This is a genomic window from Streptococcus mitis, assembly GCF_003942685.1.
In the GTDB taxonomy this organism is placed as follows: Bacteria; Bacillota; Bacilli; order Lactobacillales; family Streptococcaceae; genus Streptococcus; species Streptococcus mitis_CD.
In genome coordinates this window covers 1-23,570 of record NZ_RJNR01000001.1, presented here as the reverse complement: position 1 = coordinate 23,570, position 23,570 = coordinate 1, and the positions used below count along the sequence as shown (strand labels likewise).

Annotated in this window: 21 protein-coding genes, 3 tRNA genes and 1 pseudogene; 17 read left to right on the top strand and 8 right to left on the bottom strand. The window is 34.9% G+C overall.

What is annotated here, in order from left to right:
• Positions 1 to 3: 3 nt before the first annotated feature.
• The gene (locus D8855_RS00125) at positions 4 to 2,658 is read right to left on the bottom strand and encodes a YhgE/Pip domain-containing protein (protein ID WP_125415465.1); all 2,655 of its coding nucleotides are present in this window, start codon (positions 2,656 to 2,658) and stop codon (positions 4 to 6) included.
• 127 nt (positions 2,659 to 2,785) lie between these two features.
• Here D8855_RS00125 and D8855_RS00120 point away from each other — a divergent pair, with 127 nt between their 5' ends.
• Positions 2,786 to 3,328 carry a TetR/AcrR family transcriptional regulator gene (locus D8855_RS00120; protein WP_001158275.1) on the top strand — a complete coding sequence of 181 codons (543 nt, stop codon included), beginning with the start codon at positions 2,786 to 2,788 and terminating at the stop codon, positions 3,326 to 3,328.
• Positions 3,329 to 3,368: 40 nt separating this feature from the next.
• Here the strand turns inward: D8855_RS00120 and D8855_RS00115 are convergent.
• The 7 genes from D8855_RS00115 to rlmH all read right to left on the bottom strand — a co-directional run bounded on the left by D8855_RS00115 (position 3,369) and on the right by rlmH (position 6,541).
• A tRNA-Asn gene (locus D8855_RS00115) sits at positions 3,369 to 3,442 on the bottom strand.
• A 5-nt stretch (positions 3,443 to 3,447) separates the two neighbouring features.
• Positions 3,448 to 3,519, bottom strand: a tRNA-Glu gene (locus D8855_RS00110).
• A 51-nt stretch (positions 3,520 to 3,570) separates the two neighbouring features.
• A complete protein-coding gene (gene comE / locus D8855_RS00105; RefSeq protein WP_000866073.1) occupies positions 3,571 to 4,323 on the bottom strand; it encodes a competence system response regulator transcription factor ComE in 753 nt (250 codons plus the stop codon).
• Positions 4,320 to 5,645 carry a competence system sensor histidine kinase ComD gene (gene comD / locus D8855_RS00100; protein WP_061589686.1) on the bottom strand — a complete coding sequence of 442 codons (1,326 nt, stop codon included), beginning with the start codon at positions 5,643 to 5,645 and terminating at the stop codon, positions 4,320 to 4,322. The genes comE and comD overlap by 4 nt, the downstream gene beginning before the upstream one ends.
• A 12-nt stretch (positions 5,646 to 5,657) precedes the next feature.
• Entirely contained in the window at positions 5,658 to 5,780 is a 123-nt protein-coding gene (comC, locus tag D8855_RS00095) for a competence-stimulating peptide ComC (RefSeq protein ID WP_020902306.1), read from the bottom strand.
• 164 nt (positions 5,781 to 5,944) lie between these two features.
• Positions 5,945 to 6,018 (bottom strand) — tRNA-Arg (locus D8855_RS00090).
• A gap of 43 nt (positions 6,019 to 6,061) precedes the next feature.
• Positions 6,062 to 6,541, bottom strand: coding sequence for a 23S rRNA (pseudouridine(1915)-N(3))-methyltransferase RlmH (gene rlmH, locus D8855_RS00085; RefSeq protein WP_004269820.1), 480 nt, complete (start codon positions 6,539 to 6,541; stop codon positions 6,062 to 6,064).
• 183 nt (positions 6,542 to 6,724) lie between these two features.
• Between rlmH and htrA the strand changes: the two genes are divergently transcribed.
• From htrA to D8855_RS00010, 16 genes and pseudogenes are all read left to right on the top strand, one after another.
• On the top strand, positions 6,725 to 7,906 hold the full coding sequence (gene htrA / locus D8855_RS00080) for a serine protease HtrA (protein WP_061589687.1): 1,182 nt from the start codon (positions 6,725 to 6,727) through the stop codon (positions 7,904 to 7,906).
• A 57-nt stretch (positions 7,907 to 7,963) separates the two neighbouring features.
• The gene (locus D8855_RS00075) at positions 7,964 to 8,722 is read left to right on the top strand and encodes a ParB/RepB/Spo0J family partition protein (protein WP_049486824.1); all 759 of its coding nucleotides are present in this window, start codon (positions 7,964 to 7,966) and stop codon (positions 8,720 to 8,722) included.
• A gap of 212 nt (positions 8,723 to 8,934) precedes the next feature.
• The gene (gene dnaA / locus D8855_RS00070; RefSeq protein WP_049493190.1) at positions 8,935 to 10,296 is read left to right on the top strand and encodes a chromosomal replication initiator protein DnaA; all 1,362 of its coding nucleotides are present in this window, start codon (positions 8,935 to 8,937) and stop codon (positions 10,294 to 10,296) included.
• Between the two features lie 158 nt (positions 10,297 to 10,454).
• The gene (gene dnaN, locus D8855_RS00065; protein WP_000581172.1) at positions 10,455 to 11,591 is read left to right on the top strand and encodes a DNA polymerase III subunit beta; all 1,137 of its coding nucleotides are present in this window, start codon (positions 10,455 to 10,457) and stop codon (positions 11,589 to 11,591) included.
• A 64-nt stretch (positions 11,592 to 11,655) separates the two neighbouring features.
• The gene (locus D8855_RS00060) at positions 11,656 to 11,850 is read left to right on the top strand and encodes a DUF951 domain-containing protein (protein WP_000285186.1); all 195 of its coding nucleotides are present in this window, start codon (positions 11,656 to 11,658) and stop codon (positions 11,848 to 11,850) included.
• A 235-nt stretch (positions 11,851 to 12,085) separates the two neighbouring features.
• Positions 12,086 to 13,201, top strand: coding sequence for a redox-regulated ATPase YchF (gene ychF / locus D8855_RS00055; RefSeq protein ID WP_049501881.1), 1,116 nt, complete (start codon positions 12,086 to 12,088; stop codon positions 13,199 to 13,201).
• 72 nt (positions 13,202 to 13,273) lie between these two features.
• Complete coding sequence (pth, locus tag D8855_RS00050) at positions 13,274 to 13,843, top strand: aminoacyl-tRNA hydrolase (protein WP_125415463.1); 570 nt, start codon at positions 13,274 to 13,276, stop codon at positions 13,841 to 13,843.
• Positions 13,844 to 17,347, top strand: a complete 3,504-nt coding sequence (gene mfd / locus D8855_RS00045) for a transcription-repair coupling factor (RefSeq protein ID WP_115904951.1) — start codon at positions 13,844 to 13,846, stop codon at positions 17,345 to 17,347.
• Between the two features lie 57 nt (positions 17,348 to 17,404).
• Positions 17,405 to 17,671, top strand: coding sequence for an RNA-binding S4 domain-containing protein (locus D8855_RS00040; protein WP_049552243.1), 267 nt, complete (start codon positions 17,405 to 17,407; stop codon positions 17,669 to 17,671).
• Positions 17,664 to 18,032 (top strand): septum formation initiator family protein, encoded by a 369-nt coding sequence (locus tag D8855_RS00035; RefSeq protein WP_115904950.1) that lies wholly within the window; start codon positions 17,664 to 17,666, stop codon positions 18,030 to 18,032. Before D8855_RS00040 ends, D8855_RS00035 begins: the two co-directional genes overlap by 8 nt.
• A 4-nt stretch (positions 18,033 to 18,036) precedes the next feature.
• Complete coding sequence (locus D8855_RS10720; RefSeq protein ID WP_049552245.1) at positions 18,037 to 18,159, top strand: SP_0009 family protein; 123 nt, start codon at positions 18,037 to 18,039, stop codon at positions 18,157 to 18,159.
• Positions 18,152 to 19,420 carry a serine hydrolase gene (locus tag D8855_RS00030; RefSeq protein ID WP_115904949.1) on the top strand — a complete coding sequence of 423 codons (1,269 nt, stop codon included), beginning with the start codon at positions 18,152 to 18,154 and terminating at the stop codon, positions 19,418 to 19,420. Before D8855_RS10720 ends, D8855_RS00030 begins: the two co-directional genes overlap by 8 nt.
• Positions 19,417 to 20,694 carry a tRNA lysidine(34) synthetase TilS gene (gene tilS / locus D8855_RS00025; protein ID WP_115904948.1) on the top strand — a complete coding sequence of 426 codons (1,278 nt, stop codon included), beginning with the start codon at positions 19,417 to 19,419 and terminating at the stop codon, positions 20,692 to 20,694. Before D8855_RS00030 ends, tilS begins: the two co-directional genes overlap by 4 nt.
• 4 nt (positions 20,695 to 20,698) lie before the next feature.
• Complete coding sequence (gene hpt, locus D8855_RS00020; protein WP_000892178.1) at positions 20,699 to 21,241, top strand: hypoxanthine phosphoribosyltransferase; 543 nt, start codon at positions 20,699 to 20,701, stop codon at positions 21,239 to 21,241.
• 15 nt (positions 21,242 to 21,256) lie between these two features.
• Positions 21,257 to 23,215, top strand: coding sequence for an ATP-dependent zinc metalloprotease FtsH (gene ftsH, locus D8855_RS00015; RefSeq protein WP_049509412.1), 1,959 nt, complete (start codon positions 21,257 to 21,259; stop codon positions 23,213 to 23,215).
• Between the two features lie 120 nt (positions 23,216 to 23,335).
• Positions 23,336 to 23,470 (top strand): annotated as a pseudogene (locus D8855_RS00010) (sigma-70 family RNA polymerase sigma factor); the annotation flags it as partial.
• Between the last annotated feature and the right edge of the window lie 100 nt (positions 23,471 to 23,570).

Sequence of the window (23,570 nt, the reverse complement as noted above, 5' to 3'; positions counted from 1 at the left end):
TTTTTAATCTCCTTCCATTTTCTTAGGTTGATAGGCTAGCATACCTAAACCAATAAATAGTACTAATATCACAGCAAGGAAAATAACTTGGTGATGAATATTTCCTGTCATAGAGATTGTTTGTCGTAATCCCGAAACTGAATAACTCATTGGTAACCAAGGATTAATAGCTCTAAAGAAATCATTTGTCAAAGCAAGTGGATAAGTACCTGCACTTGATGCCAACTGTAATAGAAGCAAAATAAGAGAGAAGAAAGCTCCTATACGGCTATTCCATGTTGTTAATGCAGTTACCATAGACATAAATGTTAAGCTTGCGATAATAATTAAGAACAAGGTTCTCATTTCATGATTTGCTGTTAGACCAATAAGATGAACGCCACCATAGACTAAGACAGCGGCTAAAACAGCTATAACTCCATTTATCTCAAAGCGAGATTTGAACCAAGCCCAGCGAGTTTCAGGATGACGACCTGAAGGTAATTTAGCAAAAATCATATTTGTTGATAATGCAGCGACAAAGAGAGCGACTGATATCATATAAGGAGCCATAGCAATCCCATTTACAGGAACTTGATCATTGTCTGTTTTTGAAAGATTGAGTGGATTTGACAAAATCTCTGCATTTTTAGATTCTGTTGATGCTGATTTTAGTTGATTGCTAGCACTTCTTAAGCCTTGTCCTAGATCAGTAGTTCCTACTTGTAAACTTTCAATACCAGCAGTTAAAGTTGCTCCACCTTCAGCTAATTTTCCAGTACCATCTGCTATCTTCATAGCGCCACTTCCTAGTTGGGATGCTGCAGAAAGTAATTGTGTTGATTTATCTGTTAATTGATCAGAGCCAAATTGTAATTTAGTAAGAACTGCTATTAACTCTGGACTCTTATTGTTCAATTGAGCAGAACCAGATGATAGTTTTTCAATACCTGTTACTAATTCTGGAGTTTTCCCAGCTAGAGTATCCAAACCAGTTGTCAATTTTGAAGAGTTTTCTGTCAACTTGGTTGAGCCAGAAACCAATTGATCCAAACTTGTTGTTAAAGTTGTATTCTTTTCACTTAGTTGATTTACACCTAAAGAAATAGTATCCAATCCCTTAGTATACGCATTAACTCCATTTTCAATTGATTGACTTCCGGGAACTAACTGATTATCTACAGCATTTTGCAACTGTGTAAATCCACTTGACATAGATGTCAAGGAACTAGACGCTATAGGTAAAAGTTGATTTGCTTTAGTCTGTAAAGTAGAAAGATTAGAGACTGGTTGGTTTATACTTCCTAAATTTTCTTTTAAATCTCCTGCCGTCGTTAAAATTGCTTTTGCTGACTCTATCGTAGAATTAGAATTATTTGAAACAGCTTCAGTCAATTCTTTTTTCTGAGTTTCAGTGAGAGATTGATAAGTTGCTGTTGCTTGAAGATTTGTAAGAGTTTTCTCTTGCTCTGCTTGACTATTAGTCACAATAGTTTGAGCAAGAGTCGTTATATTTGTTAAGTCATTAGATATTGTATTTTTAAGATCAGTATTATCTGAAACTGTAACTGATTGGAGAGCCTTATTCAACTCATCTAAACTGCTTGCTAACTGTGTTATATCCTCTTTCTGTTGAGATGAAGTATTTAATTGTGTGGATATTTCTTTTATTCCTTTATTTAATTGAGTAATACCGTCTCTCAATGTATCTGATTGACTTGATAGTTGGTTTGTACCAACAGATAATTTGTCAACTCCGCTTGTATAGGCATTGACACCAACCGAAAATTGACTGAGACCTGAATTGAGTTGTGAAACTCCACCAGCATATGACTTCATCCCTGTATTTAACTGGTTGACACCTGCAACTAATTCTGGAGTTTTCGAAGATAATTGATTAAGTCCTGTGTCAACCTGTGAAACCGCACTTGTATAGTTCTGTAAACCATCATTAAATGTTCCTAAGCCACTATTCAGTTGCTTTACTCCTGTGACATACGTTGTCAACCCTTTTGTAAATTGATCTGTTCCATCCGAAAAGGTTAAACTTGAGCTAGCTAAAGTAGCAAGATTTGAAGACAATGTCTGACTTCCTACAGCTAACTGACTGGCCCCGTTAGCCAATTGTTCACTTCCATCGGCTGCCTTCGTTAAACCGGATTTTAAATCACCCATCTTTTGAAATAAAGCTTTCGTATAGGATTCGGTTACATTAGCAGAAACATTCTGTTTTAACTGTGTCATCGCAGAATCGCTCATCTTGCTGGCAATAAAACTATGACCACTTGAAGTCTGATAATCGATTTGCATTTGCTCAGGGTGATCCGTTAAAATAGAAGCTGCTTTTTCAGACAAGTCACTTGGCAAAGTGACTACCATATAATAATCACCGTTTTCTAGACCCTTCTTACCTTCTTCTTCATCTACAAAATGAAAATCCAATGATTTATTTTGCTCTAAATTAGACACCATGTCTTTTCCTATAGACATGCTATTACCATTATAAGAGGCCTCTTTATCATTATTGACAACTGCCACAGGTAAGTCAGACACTTGACCATATGGATCCCACATTGAGGATAAAAATATGATATTGTACAGAGCGGGAATAAGAGAAATTCCTATCATGACAATAATAAAGGTTGGTTTTTTAAAAATTGCTTTCCATTCTTTAAACATAGTTTCTCCTTTTTTAAACATATTGTCTAAAATTTTGATATAATAGATTATACATTAAAAAATCTAAATTACAAGATAAAAAATCCATTTTTAGACATATAGTCTAATTTGTTTACAAGGAGGAAATATGCAAGAAAGTAACAAACGCTTAAAAACAAAGCGAACTATTGAAAATGCTATGGTACAATTACTCATGGAACAGCCATTTGATCAAATTTCTACTGTCAAGCTAGCAGAAAAAGCTGGAATTAGTCGTTCCAGCTTCTATACTCACTATAAGGATAAGTATGATATGATTGAGCACTATCAAAGCAAGCTATTTCATACATTTGAATATATTTTTCAAAAACATGCTCATCACAAAAGAGATGCTATTCTAGAAGTATTTGAATATCTAGAGTCAGAACCACTTCTAGCTGCCCTTCTTTCTGAAAATGGGACTAAAGAAATCCAAAATTTCTTACGAAATAAACTTCATATCATGCTCAGTACAGATTTACAAAAACGCTTTATGCAACTGAATCTCAATACCACTGAATTAGAATACAGTAGCATCTATCTAACTCACGCACTTTTTGGTGTTTGCCAAACTTGGATTGCACATGGAAAAAAAGAAAGTCCTCAAGAAATAACAGACTTCCTCATGAAGATGCTTGGTGATACGAATTGATGCAAAAAAGGGAACAACACTGTGTTCCCTTTTATCTATACTCCGCCAGTAGGACTCGAACCTACGACATCATGATTAACAGTCATGCGCTACTACCAACTGAGCTATGGCGGATAAAATAGTCCGTACGGGATTCGAACCCGTGTTACCGCCGTGAAAAGGCGGTGTCTTAACCCCTTGACCAACGGACCTTCTATCTGTAGCAGATATAACCATTATATCAATTTCTTGCTAATTGTCAATTACTTTTGAGATTTTTTCTCTAGAATATCTTTTAATTTTCTAATTTTTAATCTTGAAATAGGACAACGATGGTCTTCATAGAAAACAATTTCTAAGTTTTTTCGATCAATTTCTCTGATATTGCCTATATTTACCAAAAATGACTTGTGAGGAGAATAAAATCTCTGAGTATGTTTGTCCTTTTCCTGAATATCTGTCATGGTACCGTAAAACTCTTTGGCAAAATTCTTACCAATAATGCGCAATTTATGAGAAACTCCTGTCGTTTCAATATACAGAATGTCATGGTAAGGAATTTTTAAATCATTTCCCTTGTAATTGTAGTCAAAATAATCTACCACATCTTCATTTTCAAGTAACATACTCTTCGTGTAGAAGATATTCTGCTCAATTCTCTTTTTAAATAACTCATCATTGATATCCTTATCAACAAAATCTAGGGCTGATACCTGGTATTTATAGGTTAGAGTCGCAAACTCTGATCGACTGGTGATAAAGACGATAATAGCATAAGGATTGTGATGACGAATAAACTGGGCAACTTCAAACCCTTTTTTCTCAATCCCATGAATATCAATATCTAGAAAATAAAGCTGGTTTACTTCATCATTTTCGATATATTCCTTAAACTCACGAACTTTTCCCGTTGTCTTGTATGATATTGGAATATTCGATTCTTTCGAAATTTCATCCAATATTCTCTCTAGTCTCACTTGATGTTCAATAACATCTTCTAAAATTAAAACTTTCATTCAAATTCCCTCTTAAATCTAATGATTTGTCTAAATGTACTGCCTTCCATCTCTGTTTCTAAAATAATATTATTGTACTTATCTAATAGTTCTTTCACATTATTTAATCCTACTCCGCGATTTCTTCCCTTAGTGGAGAATCCTAAAGCAAATAGATCTCCTGAAGGAGTCATCGTCATTTTACATGAATTCTGAATCACAATAACTGTTTCAGTTTCCATCTTAATAACTGCTACTTCCATCTGCTTTTTATAACTATCAGCCGATCCTTCGACAGCATTGTTCAATAAAACGCTCATGATACGAACCAAATCCAATAGTTCAATTGGGAGCTTAGTAATCGTATCTTTTACTTCCAGTGTAAACTCTACACCATTATTTCGAGCATAAACAATTGACTGAGCAACCAAACTTCGTAAAGCTGAATCTTCTATGTTGTTCAAATCAAAGTAAGTATACTTATCTGAACGCAGTTTGTGATTAGCTTTAACCAAAACTTCATTGTAAACTCTGTCAATTTCCTGTAAATCACCACTGTCAATTGCCATCTGCATGCTGACAAGCATCCCAGCATAGTCATGTCTAAACCCACGTATTTCATTATACAAAGCAACAATTTCATCTGTGTAGTTTTGTAAATGTTTCTGTTCAAATTTCTTCTGCTTCAAAGCAATCTCTTTCTCCATTTGTTCTTTATGAGAATTCATTGCAAAGAAAGTCAAAAGTAAAGAGATAAAGACAATAGATGATAAAATACTTCCAAAACTATTCAAATGTTTAATCGTACTTACCATATCTGAAATGAAAGATACAATATGTAGAAGTAGTAAAGCAAAAAAGACTTTTTTCAAGAAAGGATAGAGATAATCTTTGTCAAAATAGTTTAGTTCCAAATGGAAATAACGAATGATTGTTACGATAACGAGATAAGTCAACACCGTTACAACTAAAAAGAATAGGCCATAATATTGTAAAACAAAATTGTCTCCTGTTAGAGAGGAGAAAGTTACAGACAGAAAGGTATGAGTGCTCTCATATAAAAGAGATATTAGTAAACTTAGGAATAGTCCTCTATCCCTCTTATACTGTTTAATACATTTAAAATAGAAATATAGCATCAAAGGAAATAAAAATGTTCCAATCCCTAACCCCTCTAAGTATAGAAGATAAAAAGGAAGGTCAAGTACTGTTCCTACTAGTAATGTATAACCACCAAAAAAGCATAATTCCTTTGTTTTTATTTGCCTTTTACAAATTAAACGGTAACTTTGACTAATAATAAAAACATATAATATCAAATCTACTAATAAGAAAAAATCCATTATTCTACTCCCTTATCTTCTTTTGAAGAGATTAAGTAAACTATTAATTGTTTTTCTAGTTTCCCCACCTCGAATCTCCTGCAAGTCTTTTTCCTTCAAGGCTACAAACTGTTCCAATTTAACTGTGTTTTTCATAATAAAATCTCCTAAAGTGTTTTTTCCTGTAAGCTAACTTACAAAAACTATTATACAAAATGGAATTTCATTGTAGATAAAATTCTCTCAACTGTCATTTTTTTCTCCCCAAGTGTACTTTTTTAAGAAAAAAGCCGGGAAAATTCCCAGCTTTGCTACTATATTGATCCCAGCAGGATTCGAACCTGCGACCGTTCGCTTAGAAGGCGAATGCTCTATCCAGCTGAGCTATGAGACCTAATACAGCTATTCTACCAAAAATCCAATTGAAAGTCAATTTTCTATTTATGATAGGGTGATCCCTGCTGAATCGTAAAAGCCCGATAGATTTGTTCAACAAGGACTAGTCTCATTAACTGATGAGGCAAGGTTAAGCGACCAAAACTAACAGAAAGATTGGCTCTTTTTTTTACATCCTGTGCTAACCCCAGACTCCCTCCAATAATAAAGGTAAGAGTAGAAAATCCTTTTATAGAAGCTTCTTCTAGCTGCTTACTAAATTCTTCTGAGGAGAAAGTTCTCCCTTCGATAGCCAACGCAATAACAAAATCACGGTCACCAACTTTTGATAAAATTCTCTGACCTTCTATTTCTAAAATCTTTTGATTTTCTGACTCACTGGCCCTATCTGGTGTTTTTTCATCTGCTAGCTCAATCATTTCAAGCTTAGCAAATCGAGAAATTCGTTTTGAATACTCTGCGATACCATCTTTTAAATACTTTTCTTTCAGTTTCCCAACTGTTACAACTTTAATTTTCATGACTCTATTCTAACATATTCTCTATTTTTTCACATCTTATTCACAAAATAAAAGGTTAATTTTAGCCGAGAAAACCACAGATTTTTGAAAGTTATCCACAATCTGTGAAAAACTTTTATTTTTAAGTTATAATTAAGCTAGTCAGTTTATACTTTCATTAATCTAAAACATATGGAGGCAAATATGAAACATCTCAAAACATTTTACAAAAAATGGTTTCAATTATTAGTCGTTATCGTCATTAGCTTTATTAGTGGAGTCTTGGGGAGTCTTTCAATAAACCAACTAACTCAGAAAAGTACTGTAAGTAACTCCAACAACAATAGTACTATTACACAGACTGCCTATAAAAACGAAAATTCAACAACACAGGCTGTTAACAAAGTAAAAGACGCTGTTGTTTCTGTTATTACTTATTCAGCTAACAGACAAAATAGCGTATTTGGCAATGATGATACAGATACAGATTCTCAGCAAATCTCTAGTGAAGGATCTGGGGTTATTTATAAAAAGAATGACAAAGAAGCTTATATTGTCACCAACAATCACGTTATAAATGGTGCCAGCAAAGTAGATATTCGTTTGTCAGATGGAACTAAGGTACCTGGAGAAATCGTCGGAGCTGACACTTTCTCTGATATTGCTGTCGTCAAAATATCTTCAGAAAAAGTGACAACAGTAGCGGAATTTGGTGATTCTAGTCAGTTAACCGTAGGAGAAACTGCTATTGCTATCGGTAGCCCGTTAGGTTCTGAATATGCTAATACTGTCACTCAAGGTATCATATCTAGTCTCAATCGAAATGTATCTTTAAAATCTGAAGATGGACAAGCCATTTCTACAAAAGCCATCCAAACTGATACTGCTATTAACCCAGGTAACTCTGGTGGCCCACTAATCAATATTCAAGGACAGGTTATCGGAATTACCTCAAGTAAAATTGCCACAAATGGAGGAACATCTGTAGAAGGTCTTGGTTTTGCAATCCCTGCAAATGATGCTATCAATATTATTGAACAATTGGAAAAGAACGGAAAAGTGACTCGTCCAGCTTTGGGAATTCAAATGGTCAATCTCTCAAATATTAATACAAGTGATATTAGAAGACTGAATATTCCAAGCAGTGTAACATCTGGTGTAGTTGTTCGTTCTGTGCAAAGTAATATGCCTGCAAATGGTCACCTTGAAAAATACGATGTTATTACAAAAGTAGATGACAAAGACATCGCTTCATCAACAGACTTACAAAGTGCTCTTTACAATCATTCTATCGGAGACACCATTAAGATAACTTACTATCGTAACGGTAAAGAAGAAACTACATCTATTAAACTTGACAAGAGTTCAGGCGATTTAGAATCTTAATTGACATCTATGTAAAGAAAGCTTTACATAAGAGAAAAGATGTGTTAGTGTAGAATCATGGAAAAATTTGAAATGATTTCTATCACGGATATACAAAAAAATCCCTATCAACCTCGAAAAGAATTTGATGGAGAAAAACTACATGAACTAGCACAGTCTATCAAAGAAAATGGGGTCATTCAACCGATTATTGTTCGTCAATCTCCTGTTATTGGTTATGAAATCCTTGCAGGAGAGAGACGCTATCGCGCTTCACTTTTAGCTGGTCTAACGTCTATCCCAGCTGTTGTTAAACAACTTTCAAACCAAGAGATGATGGTCCAGTCCATCATTGAAAATTTACAAAGAGAAAATTTAAATCCAATAGAAGAAGCACGCGCCTATGAATCTCTTGTAGAGAAAGGATTTACCCATGCTGAAATTGCAGATAAAATGGGCAAGTCTCGTCCTTATATCAGCAACTCTATTCGCTTGCTGTCCTTGCCAGAACAGATCCTCTCAGAAGTAGAAAATGGCAAACTATCACAAGCCCATGCGCGTTCTCTAGTTGGCTTGAATAAGGAACAACAAGACTATTTCTTTCAACGGATTATATATGAAGACATTTCTGTAAGGAAGTTAGAAGCTCTTCTGACAGAGAAAAAACAAAAGAAACAGAAAAAAAATGATTATTTCATACAAAATGAAGAAGAACAGTTAAAAAAACTACTCGGATTAGATGTAGAAATCAAACTGTCTAAAAAAGATAGCGGAAAAATCATTATTGCTTTCTCAAATCAAGAAGAATACAGTAGAATTATCAACAGCCTGAAATAAGGCTGTTCTTTTATTTTTTTATCTCACAATGTTATCCACTCTTTTTTTTAATAAAAAGCTTAATAAATCAATAGTTTCTGATTTTATCCCCAACCTGTGGATAAAACTTGATAACATTGTGGATTAATTTTCACAGCTTGTGGAAAATTCTTGCTATCTATGGTAAAATAAGTCTAACATTAAACTTTTAAATAGTAAAGGAGGAGAATGGATTGAAAGAAAAACAATTTTGGAATCGTATATTAGAATTTGCTCAAGAAAGATTAACTCGATCCATGTATGATTTCTATGCTATTCAAGCTGAACTCATTAAGGTAGAGGAAAATGTTGCCACTATATTTTTACCACGATCTGAAATGGAAATGGTCTGGGAAAAACAACTAAAAGATATCATTGTAGTAGCTGGTTTTGAAATTTATGATGCTGAAATAACTCCCCACTATATTTTCACCAAGCCTCAAGATACGACTATTTCACAAGTTGAAGAAGCTACAAATTCAACTCTTTATGACTATAGTCCAAAGTTAGCATCTATTCCTTATTCGGATACTGGATTAAAAGAAAAGTATACCTTTGATAATTTTATCCAAGGAGATGGAAATGTTTGGGCAGTATCAGCCGCTTTGGCTGTCTCTGAAGATTTGGCTCTGACCTATAACCCTCTTTTTATCTATGGAGGACCTGGCCTTGGTAAGACTCACTTACTCAATGCAATTGGGAATGAGATTTTGAAAAATATTCCTGATGCGCGTGTGAAGTACATCCCTGCTGAAAGCTTTATCAACGACTTTCTTGAACACCTGAGACTTGGTGAAATGGAAAAGTTCAAAAAAACTTACCGTAGTCTTGATCTCTTGTTAATTGATGATATCCAATCGCTGAGTGGCAAAAAAGTTGCAACTCAAGAAGAATTTTTCAATACTTTCAATGTTCTCCATAGCAATCAAAAACAAATTGTTCTGACTAGTGATCGTAGTCCTAAACACTTAGAAGGCCTTGAAGAACGGCTTGTCACGCGCTTTAGCTGGGGCTTGACGCAAAACATCACACCACCTGACTTTGAAACACGTATTGCCATTTTACAAAGTAAAACAGAGCATTTAGACTACAATTTCCAAAGTGATACCCTAGAATACCTAGCTGGCCAATTTGATTCAAACGTTCGAGAACTTGAAGGAGCAATCAACGACATCACTTTAATTGCAAGAGTGAAGAAGATTAAGGATATCACTATCGATATCGCTGCAGAAGCCATTAGAGCTCGCAAACAAGATGTTAGCCAAATCCTCGTCATCCCAATTGATAAAATCCAAAATGAAGTTGGTAACTTTTATGGTGTCAGTGTCAAAGAAATGAAGGGAAGTAGACGTCTTCAAAATATTGTGTTAGCCCGTCAAGTGGCTATGTATTTATCTAGAGAACTAACAGATAATAGTCTTCCAAAAATTGGGAAGGAATTTGGAGGAAAAGATCATACAACAGTCATTCACGCCCATGCTAAAATTAAATCTTTGATTGATGAAGACGATAATTTACGTTTAGAAATTGAATCAATCAAAAAGAAAATTAAATAACTTGTGGATAACTTTCGCTTTTTTATCTTTTTTATCCACATTTTTTAAACAAGCTAAAAAACTTGATATGACTTGTTTAAAGTCTGTTTTCCACAGATTTCACAGACTCTATTATTACTATTATCCTTCTAATACTAAAAATAAATAAAGGAGAATCCATGATTCATTTTTCAATTAATAAAAATTTATTTCTACAAGCTTTAAATACTACTAAGAGAGCTATTAGTTCTAAAAATGCCATTCCTATTTTATCAACTGTCAAAATTGACGTGACCAATGAAGGTGTTACTTTAATTGGTTCAAATGGTCAAATTTCAATTGAAAATTTTATTTCTCAAAAAAATGAAGATGCTGGTTTGTTAATTACTTCTTTAGGTTCAATTCTTCTTGAAGCTTCTTTCTTTATCAATGTTGTATCTAGTCTACCTGATGTGACTCTTGATTTTAAAGAAATTGAACAAAATCAAATTGTTTTAACGAGTGGTAAATCAGAAATTACCCTAAAAGGAAAAGATAGCGAACAATATCCACGAATCCAAGAAATTTCAGCAAGCACTCCTTTGGTTCTTGAAACAAAATTACTCAAGAAAATTATCAATGAAACAGCCTTTGCTGCAAGTACACAAGAGAGTCGTCCAATTTTAACAGGTGTTCATTTTGTATTAAGTCAACACAAGGAGCTAAAAACAGTGGCAACAGACTCTCATCGTCTAAGCCAGAAAAAATTAACGCTTGAGAAAAATAGTGATGATTTTGATGTTGTCATTCCTAGCCGTTCTCTACGCGAATTTTCAGCAGTATTTACAGACGATATTGAAACTGTAGAGATTTTCTTTGCCAACAATCAAATCCTCTTTAGAAGCGAAAATATTAGCTTTTATACTCGTTTGTTAGAAGGTAACTATCCTGATACAGATCGTTTGATTCCAACAGACTTTAACACTACTATTACTTTTGATGTGGTAAACTTACGCCAGTCAATGGAGCGTGCTCGTCTTTTATCAAGTGCGACTCAAAATGGTACTGTGAAACTTGAAATTAAAGATGGGATTGTTAGCGCCCATGTTCACTCTCCAGAAGTTGGTAAAGTAAACGAAGAAATCGATACTGATCAGGTTACTGGTGAAGATTTGACTATTAGTTTCAACCCAACTTACTTGATTGATTCCCTTAAAGCTTTAAATAGCGAAAAGGTGACTATTAGCTTTATCTCAGCTGTTCGTCCATTTACTCTTGTGCCAGCAGATACTGACGAGGACTTCATGCAGCTCATTACACCAGTTCGTACAAATTAAGTTAAAGAGGTTGAGCCTAGCTCGCCTCTTTTATGATATAATCGAAAAAGAAAAGGAGAGTAGTATGTATCAAGTTGGAAATTTTGTTGAAATGAAAAAACCACATGCTTGCACCATCAAGTCAACAGGTAAAAAGGCCAATCGTTGGGAAATTACACGTGTAGGAGCAGATATCAAAATTAAATGTAGTAATTGTGACCATGTTGTCATGATGGGGCGCTATGATTTTGATCGAAAAATGAATAAAATTATTGACTGATACTCAATGAAAATCAAAGAGCAAACTAGGAAACTAGCCGCAGGTTGCTCAAAACACTGTTTTGAGGTTGCAGATAGAACTGACGAAGTCAGTAATATCTATACGGCAAGGCGATGTTGACGTGGTTTGAAGAGATTTTCGAAGAGTATGAGAACCCTTAGTTAGAGGGTTAGCAAGTTTTCCCTTTTTGTGTTATAATATTAGGGATTGAAATGAAAACGGAGAATGAGAAAATATGGCTTTAACAGCAGGTATCGTTGGTTTGCCAAACGTTGGTAAATCAACACTATTTAATGCAATTACAAAAGCAGGAGCAGAGGCAGCAAACTACCCATTTGCGACGATTGATCCAAACGTTGGAATGGTAGAAGTTCCAGATGAACGCCTCCAAAAACTAACTGAAATGATTACTCCTAAAAAGACAGTTCCAACAACTTTTGAATTTACAGATATTGCAGGGATTGTAAAAGGAGCTTCAAAAGGAGAAGGACTAGGAAATAAATTCTTGGCCAATATCCGTGAAGTAGATGCGATTGTTCATGTAGTTCGTGCTTTTGATGATGAAAATGTCATGCGCGAGCAAGGACGTGAAGATGCCTTTGTGGATCCACTTGCGGATATTGATACCATTAACCTGGAATTGATTCTTGCTGACTTAGAATCAGTCAATAAACGTTATGCGCGTGTAGAAAAGATGGCACGTACGCAAAAAGATAAAGAATCAGTAGCAGAGTTTAATGTTCTTCAAAAGATTAAACCAGTCCTTGAAGATGGAAAATCAGCTCGTACAATCGAGTTTACAGATGAAGAACAAAAGGTTGTCAAAGGTCTCTTCCTGTTGACGACTAAACCAGTTCTTTATGTAGCGAATGTGGACGAGGATGTGGTTTCAGATCCTGACTCTATCGACTATGTTAAACAAATTCGTGAATTCGCAGCGACAGAAAATGCTGAAGTAGTCGTTATTTCTGCGCGTGCTGAGGAAGAAATTTCTGAGTTAGACGAAGAAGATAAGCAAGAGTTTCTTGAAGCACTTGGTTTGACAGAATCAGGCGTTGACAAGTTGACTCGTGCAGCTTACCACTTACTTGGACTAGGAACTTACTTCACAGCTGGTGAAAAAGAAGTTCGCGCTTGGACCTTCAAACGTGGTATGAAGGCTCCTCAAGCAGCTGGGATTATCCACTCAGACTTTGAAAAAGGATTTATTCGTGCAGTAACCATGTCATATGAGGATCTAGTGAAATACGGATCTGAAAAGGCCGTAAAAGAAGCTGGACGTTTGCGTGAAGAAGGAAAAGAATATATCGTTCAAGATGGCGATATCATGGAATTCCGCTTTAATGTATAAGAAATTTAATAAATAGTGTCAATTAGGTTGGAAAAAAATTCCAACCCTTTTGGCTTTTGAAAGGAAAAATAAATGACCAAATTACTTGTAGGATTAGGAAATCCAGGGGATAAATATTTTGAAACAAAACACAATGTTGGTTTTATGTTGATTGACCAACTAGCGAAGAAACAGAATATCACTTTTACACACGATAAGATATTTCAAGCTGATCTAGCATCTTTTTTTCTTAATGGCGAAAAAATTTATCTTGTCAAACCAACGACCTTTATGAATGAAAGCGGGAAAGCTGTTCATGCTTTATTGACTTACTATGGTTTGGATATTGAAGATTTACTCATTATTTATGATGATCTTGACATGGAAGTTGGAAAGATTCGTTTAAGATTAAAGGGCTCCGCAGGTGGTCATAATGGTATCAAGTCTATTATTCAACATATAGGGACCCAGGTCTTTAATCGTGTTAAGATTGGAATCGGAAGACCTAAAAATGGTATGTCAGTTGTTCACCATGTTTTGAGTAAGTTTGACAAGGATGATTATATCGGTATTTTACAGTCTATTGACAAGGTTGACGATGCTGTAAACTATTATTTACAAGAGAAAAACTTTGAGAAAACAATGCAGAGGTATAACGGATAAATGGTGACCTTATTAGATTTATTCTCAGAAAATAATCAGATTAAAAAATGGAATCAAAGTTTAACAGATAAGAAAAGACAACTAATACTTGGCTTATCAACATCTACTAAGGCTCTTGCAATTGCAAGCAGTTTAGAAAAAGAAGATAAGATTGTGTTATTGACGTCAACTTATGGAGAAGCAGAAGGACTTGTTAGTGATCTTCTATCTATCTTGGGTGAGGAACTTGTCTATCCATTTTTGGTAGATGACTCCCCCATGGTCGAGTTCTTGATGTCTTCACAAGAAAAAATCATTTCACGGGTCGAAGCCTTGCGTTTTTTGACTGATACATCTAAGAAAGGGATTTTGGTTTGTAATATTGCAGCAAGTCGATTGATTTTACCGTCTCCAAATGTATTCAAAGATAGTATTGTAAAAATCTCAGTTGGTGAAGAATATGACCAACATGCGCTTATCCATCAGTTAAAGGAAATAGGCTATCGAAAAGTTACACAAGTACAAACTCAAGGAGAATTTAGTCTGCGAGGAGATATTTTAGATATTTTTGAAATATCCCAGTTAGAACCTTTCCGAATTGAGTTTTTTGGTGATGAAGTCGATGGTATTAGGTCATTTGAAGTCGAAACACAATTATCGAAAGAAAATCAGACAGAACTCACCATCTTTCCAGCTAGTGATATGCTTTTGAGAGAAAAGGATTATCAACGAGGTCAGTCAGCTTTAGAAAAACAAATTTCAAAAACGTTATCACCTATTTTAAAATCATACTTAGAAGAAATTCTTTCAAGTTTTCATCAAAAACAAATTCATTTAGATTCTAGGAAGTTTTTATCTTTGTGTTATGACAAGACATGGACTGTTTTTGACTATATTGAAAAAGATACCCCAGTATTCTTTGATGATTATCAGAAATTGATGAATCAATATGAAGTCTTTGAAAGGGAGTTAGTACAATACTTTACAGAAGAATTACAGAACAGTAAAGCATTTTCTGAGATGCAGTATTTTGCAGATACAGAGCAAATCTATAAAAAACAGAGTCCGGTTACCTTTTTCTCTAACCTGCAAAAGGGGTTAGGAAATCTCAAGTTTGATCAAATTTATCAATTTAATCAATATCCCATGCAAGAGTTTTTCAATCAATTTTCTTTTCTAAAAGAAGAAATTGATCGATACAAAAAAATGAATTACACTATTATTCTTCAGTCTAGCAATTCAATGGGAAGTAAAACATTGGAGGATGTTTTAGAGGAATATCAGATTAAATTGGATTCCAGAGATAAGTCAAGTATTTGTAAAGAATCTGTAAACTTAATCGAGGGTAATCTCAGACATGGTTTTCATTTTGTTGATGAAAAGGTTTTATTGATAACTGAACATGAGATTTTTAAAAAGAAATTGAAACGTCGTTTTCGAAGACAACATGTTTCAAACGCAGAGAGATTAAAAGATTACAATGAACTTGAAAAAGGAGATTATGTTGTTCACCATATCCATGGGATTGGTCAATATCTAGGAATTGAAACAATTGAAATCAAGGGAATTCACCGCGATTATGTAAGTGTCCAGTATCAAAATGGGGATCAAATTTCCATACCAGTAGAGCAGATTCAGTTACTGTCTAAATATATTTCAAGTGATGGGAAAGCGCCAAAACTCAATAAATTAAATGATGGTCATTTCAAAAAAGCCAAGCAAAAAGTTAAGAACCAGGTAGAGGATATAGCTGACGATTTAATCAAACTTTATTCTGAGCGCAGCCAGTTGAAGGGTTTTGCTTTTTCAGCTGATGATGAAGATCAACATGCTTTTGATGATGCCTTTCCTTATGTTGAAACGGATGATCAACTTCGTAGTATTGAGGAAATCAAGAGCGATATGCAGGCTTCTCAGCCAATGGATCGACTTTTAGTTGGGGATGTTGGTTTTGGAAAGACTGAAGTTGCTATGCGTGCAGCCTTTAAGGCAGTCAATGATAACAAACAGGTTGTCGTTTTAGTTCCGACGACGGTTTTAGCGCAACAGCACTATACGAATTTTAAGGAACGATTCCAAAATTTTGCAGTTAATATTGATGTGTTGAGTCGCTTTAGAAGTAAAAAAGAACAGACTGAAACACTTGAAAAATTGAAAAACGGTCAAGTTGATATTTTGATTGGAACGCATCGAGTTTTATCTAAAGATGTTGAGTTTGCTGATTTGGGATTGATGATTATTGATGAAGAGCAGCGATTTGGTGTCAAGCATAAGGAAACCTTGAAAGAGTTGAAGAAACAAGTGGATGTCCTAACCCTGACCGCTACGCCAATTCCTCGTACCCTTCATATGTCTATGCTGGGAATCAGAGATTTGTCTGTTATTGAAACTCCACCGACTAATCGTTATCCAGTGCAAACCTATGTTTTGGAAAAGAATGATAGTGTCATTCGTGATGCGGTCTTGCGTGAAATGGAGCGTGGAGGTCAAGTTTACTATCTTTACAACAAAGTTGACACGATTGACCAAAAGGTTTCAGAATTACAGGAGTTGATTCCAGAGGCTTCGATTGGTTTTGTTCATGGGCAAATGAGTGAGATTCAGTTAGAAAATACTTTATTAGATTTCATTGAAGGTCAGTATGATATTTTGGTGACAACTACCATTATTGAGACAGGGGTGGACATTCCAAATGCCAATACTTTATTTATTGAAAATGCGGACCATATGGGCTTGTCAACCTTGTATCAGTTAAGAGGAAGAGTCGGTCGTAGTAATCGTATTGCTTATGCCTATCTCATGTATCGCCCAGAAAAATCAATCAGTGAAGTCTCTGAAAAGAGATTAGAAGCGATCAAAGGATTTACAGAATTGGGTTCTGGATTTAAGATTGCAATGCGCGATCTTTCGATTCGTGGAGCAGGAAATCTTTTAGGGAAATCCCAGTCTGGTTTCATTGATTCTGTTGGTTTTGAATTGTATTCGCAGTTATTGGAGGAAGCTATTGCTAAACGACATGGTAATGTGAACACAAGAACCAAAGGGAATTCTGAGTTGATTTTACAAATTGATGCCTATCTTCCTGATACTTATATTTCTGATCAACGACATAAGATTGAAATTTACAAGAAAATTCGTCAAATTGACAACCTTGTCAATTATGAGGAGTTACAAGAAGAGCTGATGGACCGTTTTGGAGAATACCCAGATGTGGTTGCTTATCTTTTAGAGATTGGTTTGGTTAAGTCTTATCTTGATAAGGTCTTTGTTCAACGTGTGGAACGAAAAGAAAATAAGATTACAGTTCAATTTGAAAAAATTACTCAGCGACTGTTCTTGGCTCAAGATTATTTTAAAGCTTTATCCGCAACGAACTTAAAAGCAGCTATAGCTGAGAATAAGGGATTAATGGAAGTTGTATTTGATGTTCGAAACAAGAAGGACTATGAAATTTTAGAAGGTCTGCTCATTTTTGGAGAAAGTTTATTAGAGATAAAAGTGTTGAAAGAAGGCAATTCTCTTTAACATTTTTCTTCTATAAAATGGAGAAAAATGGTACAATAATAATTTGAGGTAATAAAAATGAGACTAGACAAATATTTAAAAGTATCAAGAATTATCAAGCGTCGTACAGTCGCAAAAGAAGTAGCAGATAAAGGCAGAATCAAGGTAAATGGAATCTTGGCCAAAAGTTCAACGGATTTGAAAGTTAATGACCAAGTTGAAATTCGCTTTGGCAATAAGTTGCTGCTTGTAAAAGTACTGGAGATGAAAGATAGTACAAAAAAAGAAGATGCAGCAGGAATGTATGAAATTGTCAGTGAAACACGGGTAGAAGAAAATGTCTAAAAATATCGTACAATTGAATAATTCTTTTATTCAAAATGAACACCAACGTCGTCGCTATCTGATGAAGGAACGACAAAAACGTAATCGTTTCATGGGCTGGGTTCTTATTTTGATGATTTTATTGTTCATTTTACCAACTTATAATCTTGCTCAAAGCTATAATCAATTACTCCAAAGACGTCAACAGTTATCAGACTTGCAAACTCAGTATCAAACCTTGAGTGAGGAAAAGGAGAAAGAGACAGCTTTTGCTACAAAGTTGAAAGATGAAGAGTACGCTGCTAAATACATGCGTGCAAAATATTATTATTCTAAGAATCGGGAAGCTGTTTATACGATTCCTGACTTGCTCCCAAGGTGATAAAATGGAAAATTTATTAGACGTAATTGAGCAATTCTTGAGTCTATCGGATGAAAAGCTGGAAGAGTTAGCTGATAAAAATCAATTATTGCGTTTACGAGAAGAAAAGGAAAGGAAGAATGCGTAAGTTCTTAATTATTTTGTTGCTACCGAGTTTTTTGACAGTTTCAAAAGTCGTTAGCACAGAAAAAGAAGTTGTATATACTTCGAAAGAAATTTATTACCTTTCACAATCTGACTTTGGTATTTATTTTAGAGAAAAATTAAGTTCTCCCATGGTTTATGGAGAGGTTCCTGTTTATGCGAATGAAGATTTAGTAGTGGAATCTGGAAAATTGACTCCAAAAACAAGTTTTCAAATAACCGAGTGGCGTTTAAATAAACAAGGAATTCCAGTATTTAAGCTATCAAATCATCAATTTATAGCTGCGGACAAACGATTTTTATATGATCAATCAGAGGTAACTACAACAATAAAAAAAGTATGGTTAGAATCTGATTTTAAACTGTATAACAGTCCTTATGATTTAAAAGAAGTGAAATCATCCTTATCAGCTTATTCGCAAGTTTCAATTGATAAGACCATGTTTGTAGAAGGGAAAGAATTTCTACATATTGATCAGGCTGGATGGGTAGCTAAAGAATCAACTTCTGAAGATGATAATCGGATGAGTAAAGTCCAAGAAATGTTATCGGAAAAATATCAGAAGGATTCATTTTCTATTTATGTTAAGCAACTGACTACTGGAAAAGAAGCTGGTATCAATCAAGATGAAAAGATGTATGCAGCTAGCATTTTAAAATTACCTTATCTCTACTATACGCAAGAAAAAATAAATGAGGGTCTTTATCAGTTAGACACGACTGTAAAATACGTATCAGCAGTCAATGATTTTCCAGGTTCTTATAAACCAGAGGGAAGTGGTAGTCTCCCTAAAAAAGAGGATAATAAAGAGTATTCTATAAAGGACTTAATCACAAAAGTATCTAAAGAATCGGATAATGTAGCTCATAATCTATTGGGATATTACATTTCAAATCAATCTGATGCTATATTCAAATCCAAGACGTCTGCTATTATGGGAGATGATTGGGATCCAAAAGAAAAATTGATTTCTTCTAAAATGGCTGGGAAAGTCATGGAAGCTATTTATAACCAAAATGGATTTGTATTGGATTCTTTGACTAAAACAGATTTTGATAATGAGAGAATTGCCAAAGGTGTTTCTGTTAAAGTAGCTCATAAAATTGGAGACGCGGATGAATTTAAGCATGATACAGGTGTTGTCTATGCAGATTCTCCATTTATTCTTTCTATTTTCACTAAAAATTCTGATTATGATACGATTTCTAAGATAGCCAAGGATGTTTATGAGGTTCTAAAATGAGGGAACAAGATTTTTTAAATCATTTTCTCAAGAAGGGATATTTCAAAAAGCATACTAAGGTGGTGCTAGCTCTTTCTGGTGGATTGGATTCTATGTTTCTATTTAAGGTATTATCTACGTATCAAAAAGAGTTAGAAATTGAATTGATTCTAGCTCATGTTAATCATAAGCAGAGAGTAGAATCAGATTGGGAAGAACAGGAATTAAGGAAGTTGGCTGCTGAAGCAGAGCTTCCTATTTATATCAGCAATTTTTCAGGAGAATTTTCTGAAGCGCGTGCTCGAAATTTTCGTTATGATTTTTTTCAAGAGGTTATGAAAAAGACAGGTGCGACAGCCTTAGTCACTGCTCACCATGCTGATGACCATGTGGAAACGATTTTGATGCGTTTGATTCGAGGCACTCGTTTGCGCTATCTATCAGGAATTAAGGAAAAGCAAGTAGTCGGAGAGATAGAAATCATTCGGCCCTTCTTGCATTTTCAGAAAAAAGACTTTCCACCAATTTTCCACTTTGAAGATATATCAAATCAGGAAAATCATTATTTTCGCAATCGTATTCGAAATTCTTATTTACCAGAATTAGAAAAAGAAAATCCTCGATTTAGATATGCAATCTTAAGCATCGGCAATGAAATTTTAGATTATGACTTAGCTATAGCTGAATTATCAAAGAATATTGATGTAGAGAATTTAGATCAGCTATTGTCTTACTCTGAGTCGACACAAAGAGTTTTACTTCAAACTTATCTGAATCGTTTTCCAGATTTGAATCTTACAAAAGCTCAGTTTGAAGAAGTTCGGCAGATTTTAAAAACTAAAAGCCAGTATCGTCATCCGCTAAAAAATGGTTATGAATTGATAAAAGAGTACCAATGGTTTAAGATTTGTAAAATCAGTCCTCAGGCTGATGAAAAGGAAGATGGACTTGTGTTACACTATCAAAATCAGGTATCTTATCAAGGATATAAATTTTCCTTTGGACTTCCTTTAGAAGGTGAATCAATTCAACAAATACTTGTTTCACGGGAAACATCAATACATATTCGTCATCGAAAAACAGGAGATGTTTTGATTCTAAATGGGCATAGAAAAAAACTCAGACGTCTATTTATTGATTTGAAAATCCCTATGGAAAAGCGAAAATCTGCTCTGATTATTGAGCAATTTGGTGAAATTGTCTCAATTTTGGGAATTACGACCAGTAATTTGAGTAAAAACACGAAAAATGATATAATGAACACTGTACTTTATATAGAAAAAATAGATAGGTAAAAAAATGTTAGAAAACGATATTAAAAAAATCCTCGTTTCACACGATGAAATTACAGAAGCTGCTAAAAAATTAGGTGCTCAATTAACTAAGGACTATGCAGGAAAAAATCCAATCTTAGTTGGGATTTTAAAAGGATCTATTCCTTTTATGGCTGAATTGGTTAAACATATCGACACACATATTGAAATGGACTTCATGATGGTTTCTAGTTACCATGGTGGAACAGCAAGTAGTGGTGTCATCAATATCAAGCAAGATGTAACTCAAGACATCAAAGGAAGACATGTTCTGTTTGTAGAAGATATCATTGATACGGGTCAAACTTTGAAGAGTTTGCGAGATATGTTTAAAGCAAGAGAAGCAGCTTCTGTTAAAATTGCAACCTTGTTGGATAAACCAGAAGGACGTGTTGTAGAAATTGAGGCAGACTATACCTGCTTTACTATCCCAAATGAGTTTGTAGTAGGTTATGGTTTAGACTACAAAGAAAATTATCGTAACCTTCCTTATGTTGGAGTATTGAAAGAAGAAGTATATTCAAATTAGAAAGAACAATTTTTAATGAAAAAACAAAATAATGGTTTAATTAAAAATCCTTTTCTATGGTTATTACTTATTTTTTTCCTAGTTACAGGTTACCAGTATTTTAGTACAGGTAGTGTTGCAGGGAAAAGTGAGCAAATTAATTATACAGAACTGGTAAAAGAAATTACCGATGACAATGTAAAAGAATTGACTTACCAGCCAAATGGTAGTGTTATCGAAGTTTCAGGTGTTTATAAAAATCCTAAAACAAGTAAAGAAGAAACAGGCATTCAGTTCTTTTCTCCTTCTGCTACAACAGTAGAGAAATTTTCAAGCATCATTCTTCCTTCAGATACTACAGTATCAGAATTACAAAAGCTTGCTTCTGACCATAAAGCGGAAGTAACTGTTAAGCATGAAAGTTCAAGTGGTATGTGGATTAATATTCTTGTATCCATTGTGCCATTCGGTATTCTTTTCTTCTTCCTATTTTCTATGATGGGAAATATGGGAGGAAATAATAGCCGTAACCCAATGAGTTTTGGACGTAGTAAGGCTAAAGCTGCAAATAAAGAAGATATTAAAGTAAGATTTTCAGATGTTGCTGGAGCTGAGGAAGAAAAACAAGAACTAGTTGAAGTTGTTGAATTCTTAAAAGATCCAAAACGATTTACAAAACTTGGAGCCCGTATTCCAGCAGGTGTCCTTCTAGAGGGACCTCCGGGAACAGGTAAGACTTTGCTTGCTAAAGCAGTCGCCGGAGAAGCAGGTGTTCCATTCTTTAGTATTTCAGGTTCTGACTTTGTAGAAATGTTTGTCGGGGTTGGAGCTAGTCGTGTTCGTTCTCTTTTTGAAGATGCCAAAAAAGCAGCACCAGCTATCATCTTTATCGATGAAATTGATGCTGTTGGACGTCAACGTGGAGTTGGTCTTGGCGGAGGAAATGACGAACGTGAACAAACCTTGAACCAACTCTTGATTGAGATGGATGGTTTTGAGGGAAATGAAGGAATTATCGTCATCGCTGCGACAAACCGTTCAGATGTACTAGATCCTGCCCTTTTGCGTCCAGGACGTTTTGATAGAAAAGTATTGGTTGGCCGTCCTGATGTTAAAGGTCGTGAAGCAATCTTGAAAGTTCACGCTAAGAACAAGCCTTTAGCAGAAGATGTAGATTTGAAATTAGTGGCCCAACAAACCCCAGGTTTTGTTGGAGCAGATTTAGAGAATGTCTTGAATGAAGCGGCTCTAGTTGCTGCTCGTCGCAATAAATCGATAATTGATGCTTCAGATATTGATGAAGCAGAAGACAGAGTTATTGCTGGTCCTTCTAAGAAAGATAAGACAGTTTCACAAAAAGAACGTGAATTAGTTGCTTACCATGAGGCAGGACATACCATTGTAGGTCTAGTCTTGTCGAATGCCCGTGTTGTCCATAAGGTTACAATTGTACCACGTGGCCGTGCAGGTGGTTATATGATTGCACTTCCTAAGGAAGACCAAATGCTTCTTTCCAAAGAAGATATGAAAGAGCAATTGGCTGGTTTAATGGGTGGCCGTGTAGCTGAAGAAATTATCTTTAATGTCCAAACCACAGGAGCTTCAAACGACTTTGAACAAGCGACACAAATGGCGCGTGCAATGGTTACAGAGTACGGTATGAGTGAAAAACTTGGCCCAGTACAATATGAAGGAAACCATGCTATGTTTGGTGCACAGAGTCCTCAAAAATCAATTTCAGAACAAACAGCTTATGAAATTGATGAAGAGGTTCGTTCATTATTGAATGAAGCACGAAATAAAGCTGCTGAAATTATTCAGTCAAATCGTGAAGCTCACAAGTTGATTGCAGAAGCATTATTGAAATACGAAACATTGGATAGTACACAAATTAAATCTCTTTACGAAACAGGAAAGATGCCTGAAACAGTTGAAGAGGAATCTCATGCATTATCTTATGATGAAGTAAAGTCAAAAATGAATGATGAAAAATAACCCAAAGAGAGGCTTGCCCTCTCTTTTTTGTGCAGTTGAGGCAGTGTAGAGAACAGAATGGGGGAAATGTGCCAAAAGTGTTTCTGAATCTGTTAGACTGTATCTAGAAAGGGGGACGTTATGTTTAAAGAATTATATGAAGAAGTCCAAGGGATTGTATATAAGTGTAGAAATGAATATTACCTTCATTTATGGGATCTATCGGATTGGGACCAAGAGGGTATGATTTGCTTGCATGAATTGATTATGAAGAAGTCCAAGGGATTGTATATAAGTGTAGAAATGAATATTACCTTCATTTATGGGATCTATCGGATTGGGACCAAGAGGGTATGATTTGCTTGCATGAATTGAT

Coding starts and splice junctions, on each gene's coding strand:
- D8855_RS00035 (WP_115904950.1), top strand. CDS start 17,664: ATGTCTAAAAATATCGTACAATTGAATAATTCTTTTATTCAAAATGAA.
- D8855_RS10720 (WP_049552245.1), top strand. CDS start 18,037: ATGGAAAATTTATTAGACGTAATTGAGCAATTCTTGAGTCTATCGGAT.
- D8855_RS00030 (WP_115904949.1), top strand. CDS start 18,152: ATGCGTAAGTTCTTAATTATTTTGTTGCTACCGAGTTTTTTGACAGTT.
- rlmH (WP_004269820.1), bottom strand. CDS start 6,541: ATGAAAATTAAAGTTGTAACAGTTGGGAAACTGAAAGAAAAGTATTTA.
- D8855_RS00075 (WP_049486824.1), top strand. CDS start 7,964: ATGGAAAAATTTGAAATGATTTCTATCACGGATATACAAAAAAATCCC.
- D8855_RS00060 (WP_000285186.1), top strand. CDS start 11,656: ATGTATCAAGTTGGAAATTTTGTTGAAATGAAAAAACCACATGCTTGC.
- htrA (WP_061589687.1), top strand. CDS start 6,725: ATGAAACATCTCAAAACATTTTACAAAAAATGGTTTCAATTATTAGTC.
- D8855_RS00125 (WP_125415465.1), bottom strand. CDS start 2,658: ATGTTTAAAGAATGGAAAGCAATTTTTAAAAAACCAACCTTTATTATT.
- comD (WP_061589686.1), bottom strand. CDS start 5,645: ATGGATTTTTTCTTATTAGTAGATTTGATATTATATGTTTTTATTATT.
- comE (WP_000866073.1), bottom strand. CDS start 4,323: ATGAAAGTTTTAATTTTAGAAGATGTTATTGAACATCAAGTGAGACTA.
- mfd (WP_115904951.1), top strand. CDS start 13,844: ATGGTGACCTTATTAGATTTATTCTCAGAAAATAATCAGATTAAAAAA.
- ychF (WP_049501881.1), top strand. CDS start 12,086: ATGGCTTTAACAGCAGGTATCGTTGGTTTGCCAAACGTTGGTAAATCA.
- D8855_RS00040 (WP_049552243.1), top strand. CDS start 17,405: ATGAGACTAGACAAATATTTAAAAGTATCAAGAATTATCAAGCGTCGT.
- comC (WP_020902306.1), bottom strand. CDS start 5,780: ATGAAAAACACAGTTAAATTGGAACAGTTTGTAGCCTTGAAGGAAAAA.
- ftsH (WP_049509412.1), top strand. CDS start 21,257: ATGAAAAAACAAAATAATGGTTTAATTAAAAATCCTTTTCTATGGTTA.
- pth (WP_125415463.1), top strand. CDS start 13,274: ATGACCAAATTACTTGTAGGATTAGGAAATCCAGGGGATAAATATTTT.
- hpt (WP_000892178.1), top strand. CDS start 20,699: ATGTTAGAAAACGATATTAAAAAAATCCTCGTTTCACACGATGAAATT.
- dnaN (WP_000581172.1), top strand. CDS start 10,455: ATGATTCATTTTTCAATTAATAAAAATTTATTTCTACAAGCTTTAAAT.
- D8855_RS00120 (WP_001158275.1), top strand. CDS start 2,786: ATGCAAGAAAGTAACAAACGCTTAAAAACAAAGCGAACTATTGAAAAT.
- tilS (WP_115904948.1), top strand. CDS start 19,417: ATGAGGGAACAAGATTTTTTAAATCATTTTCTCAAGAAGGGATATTTC.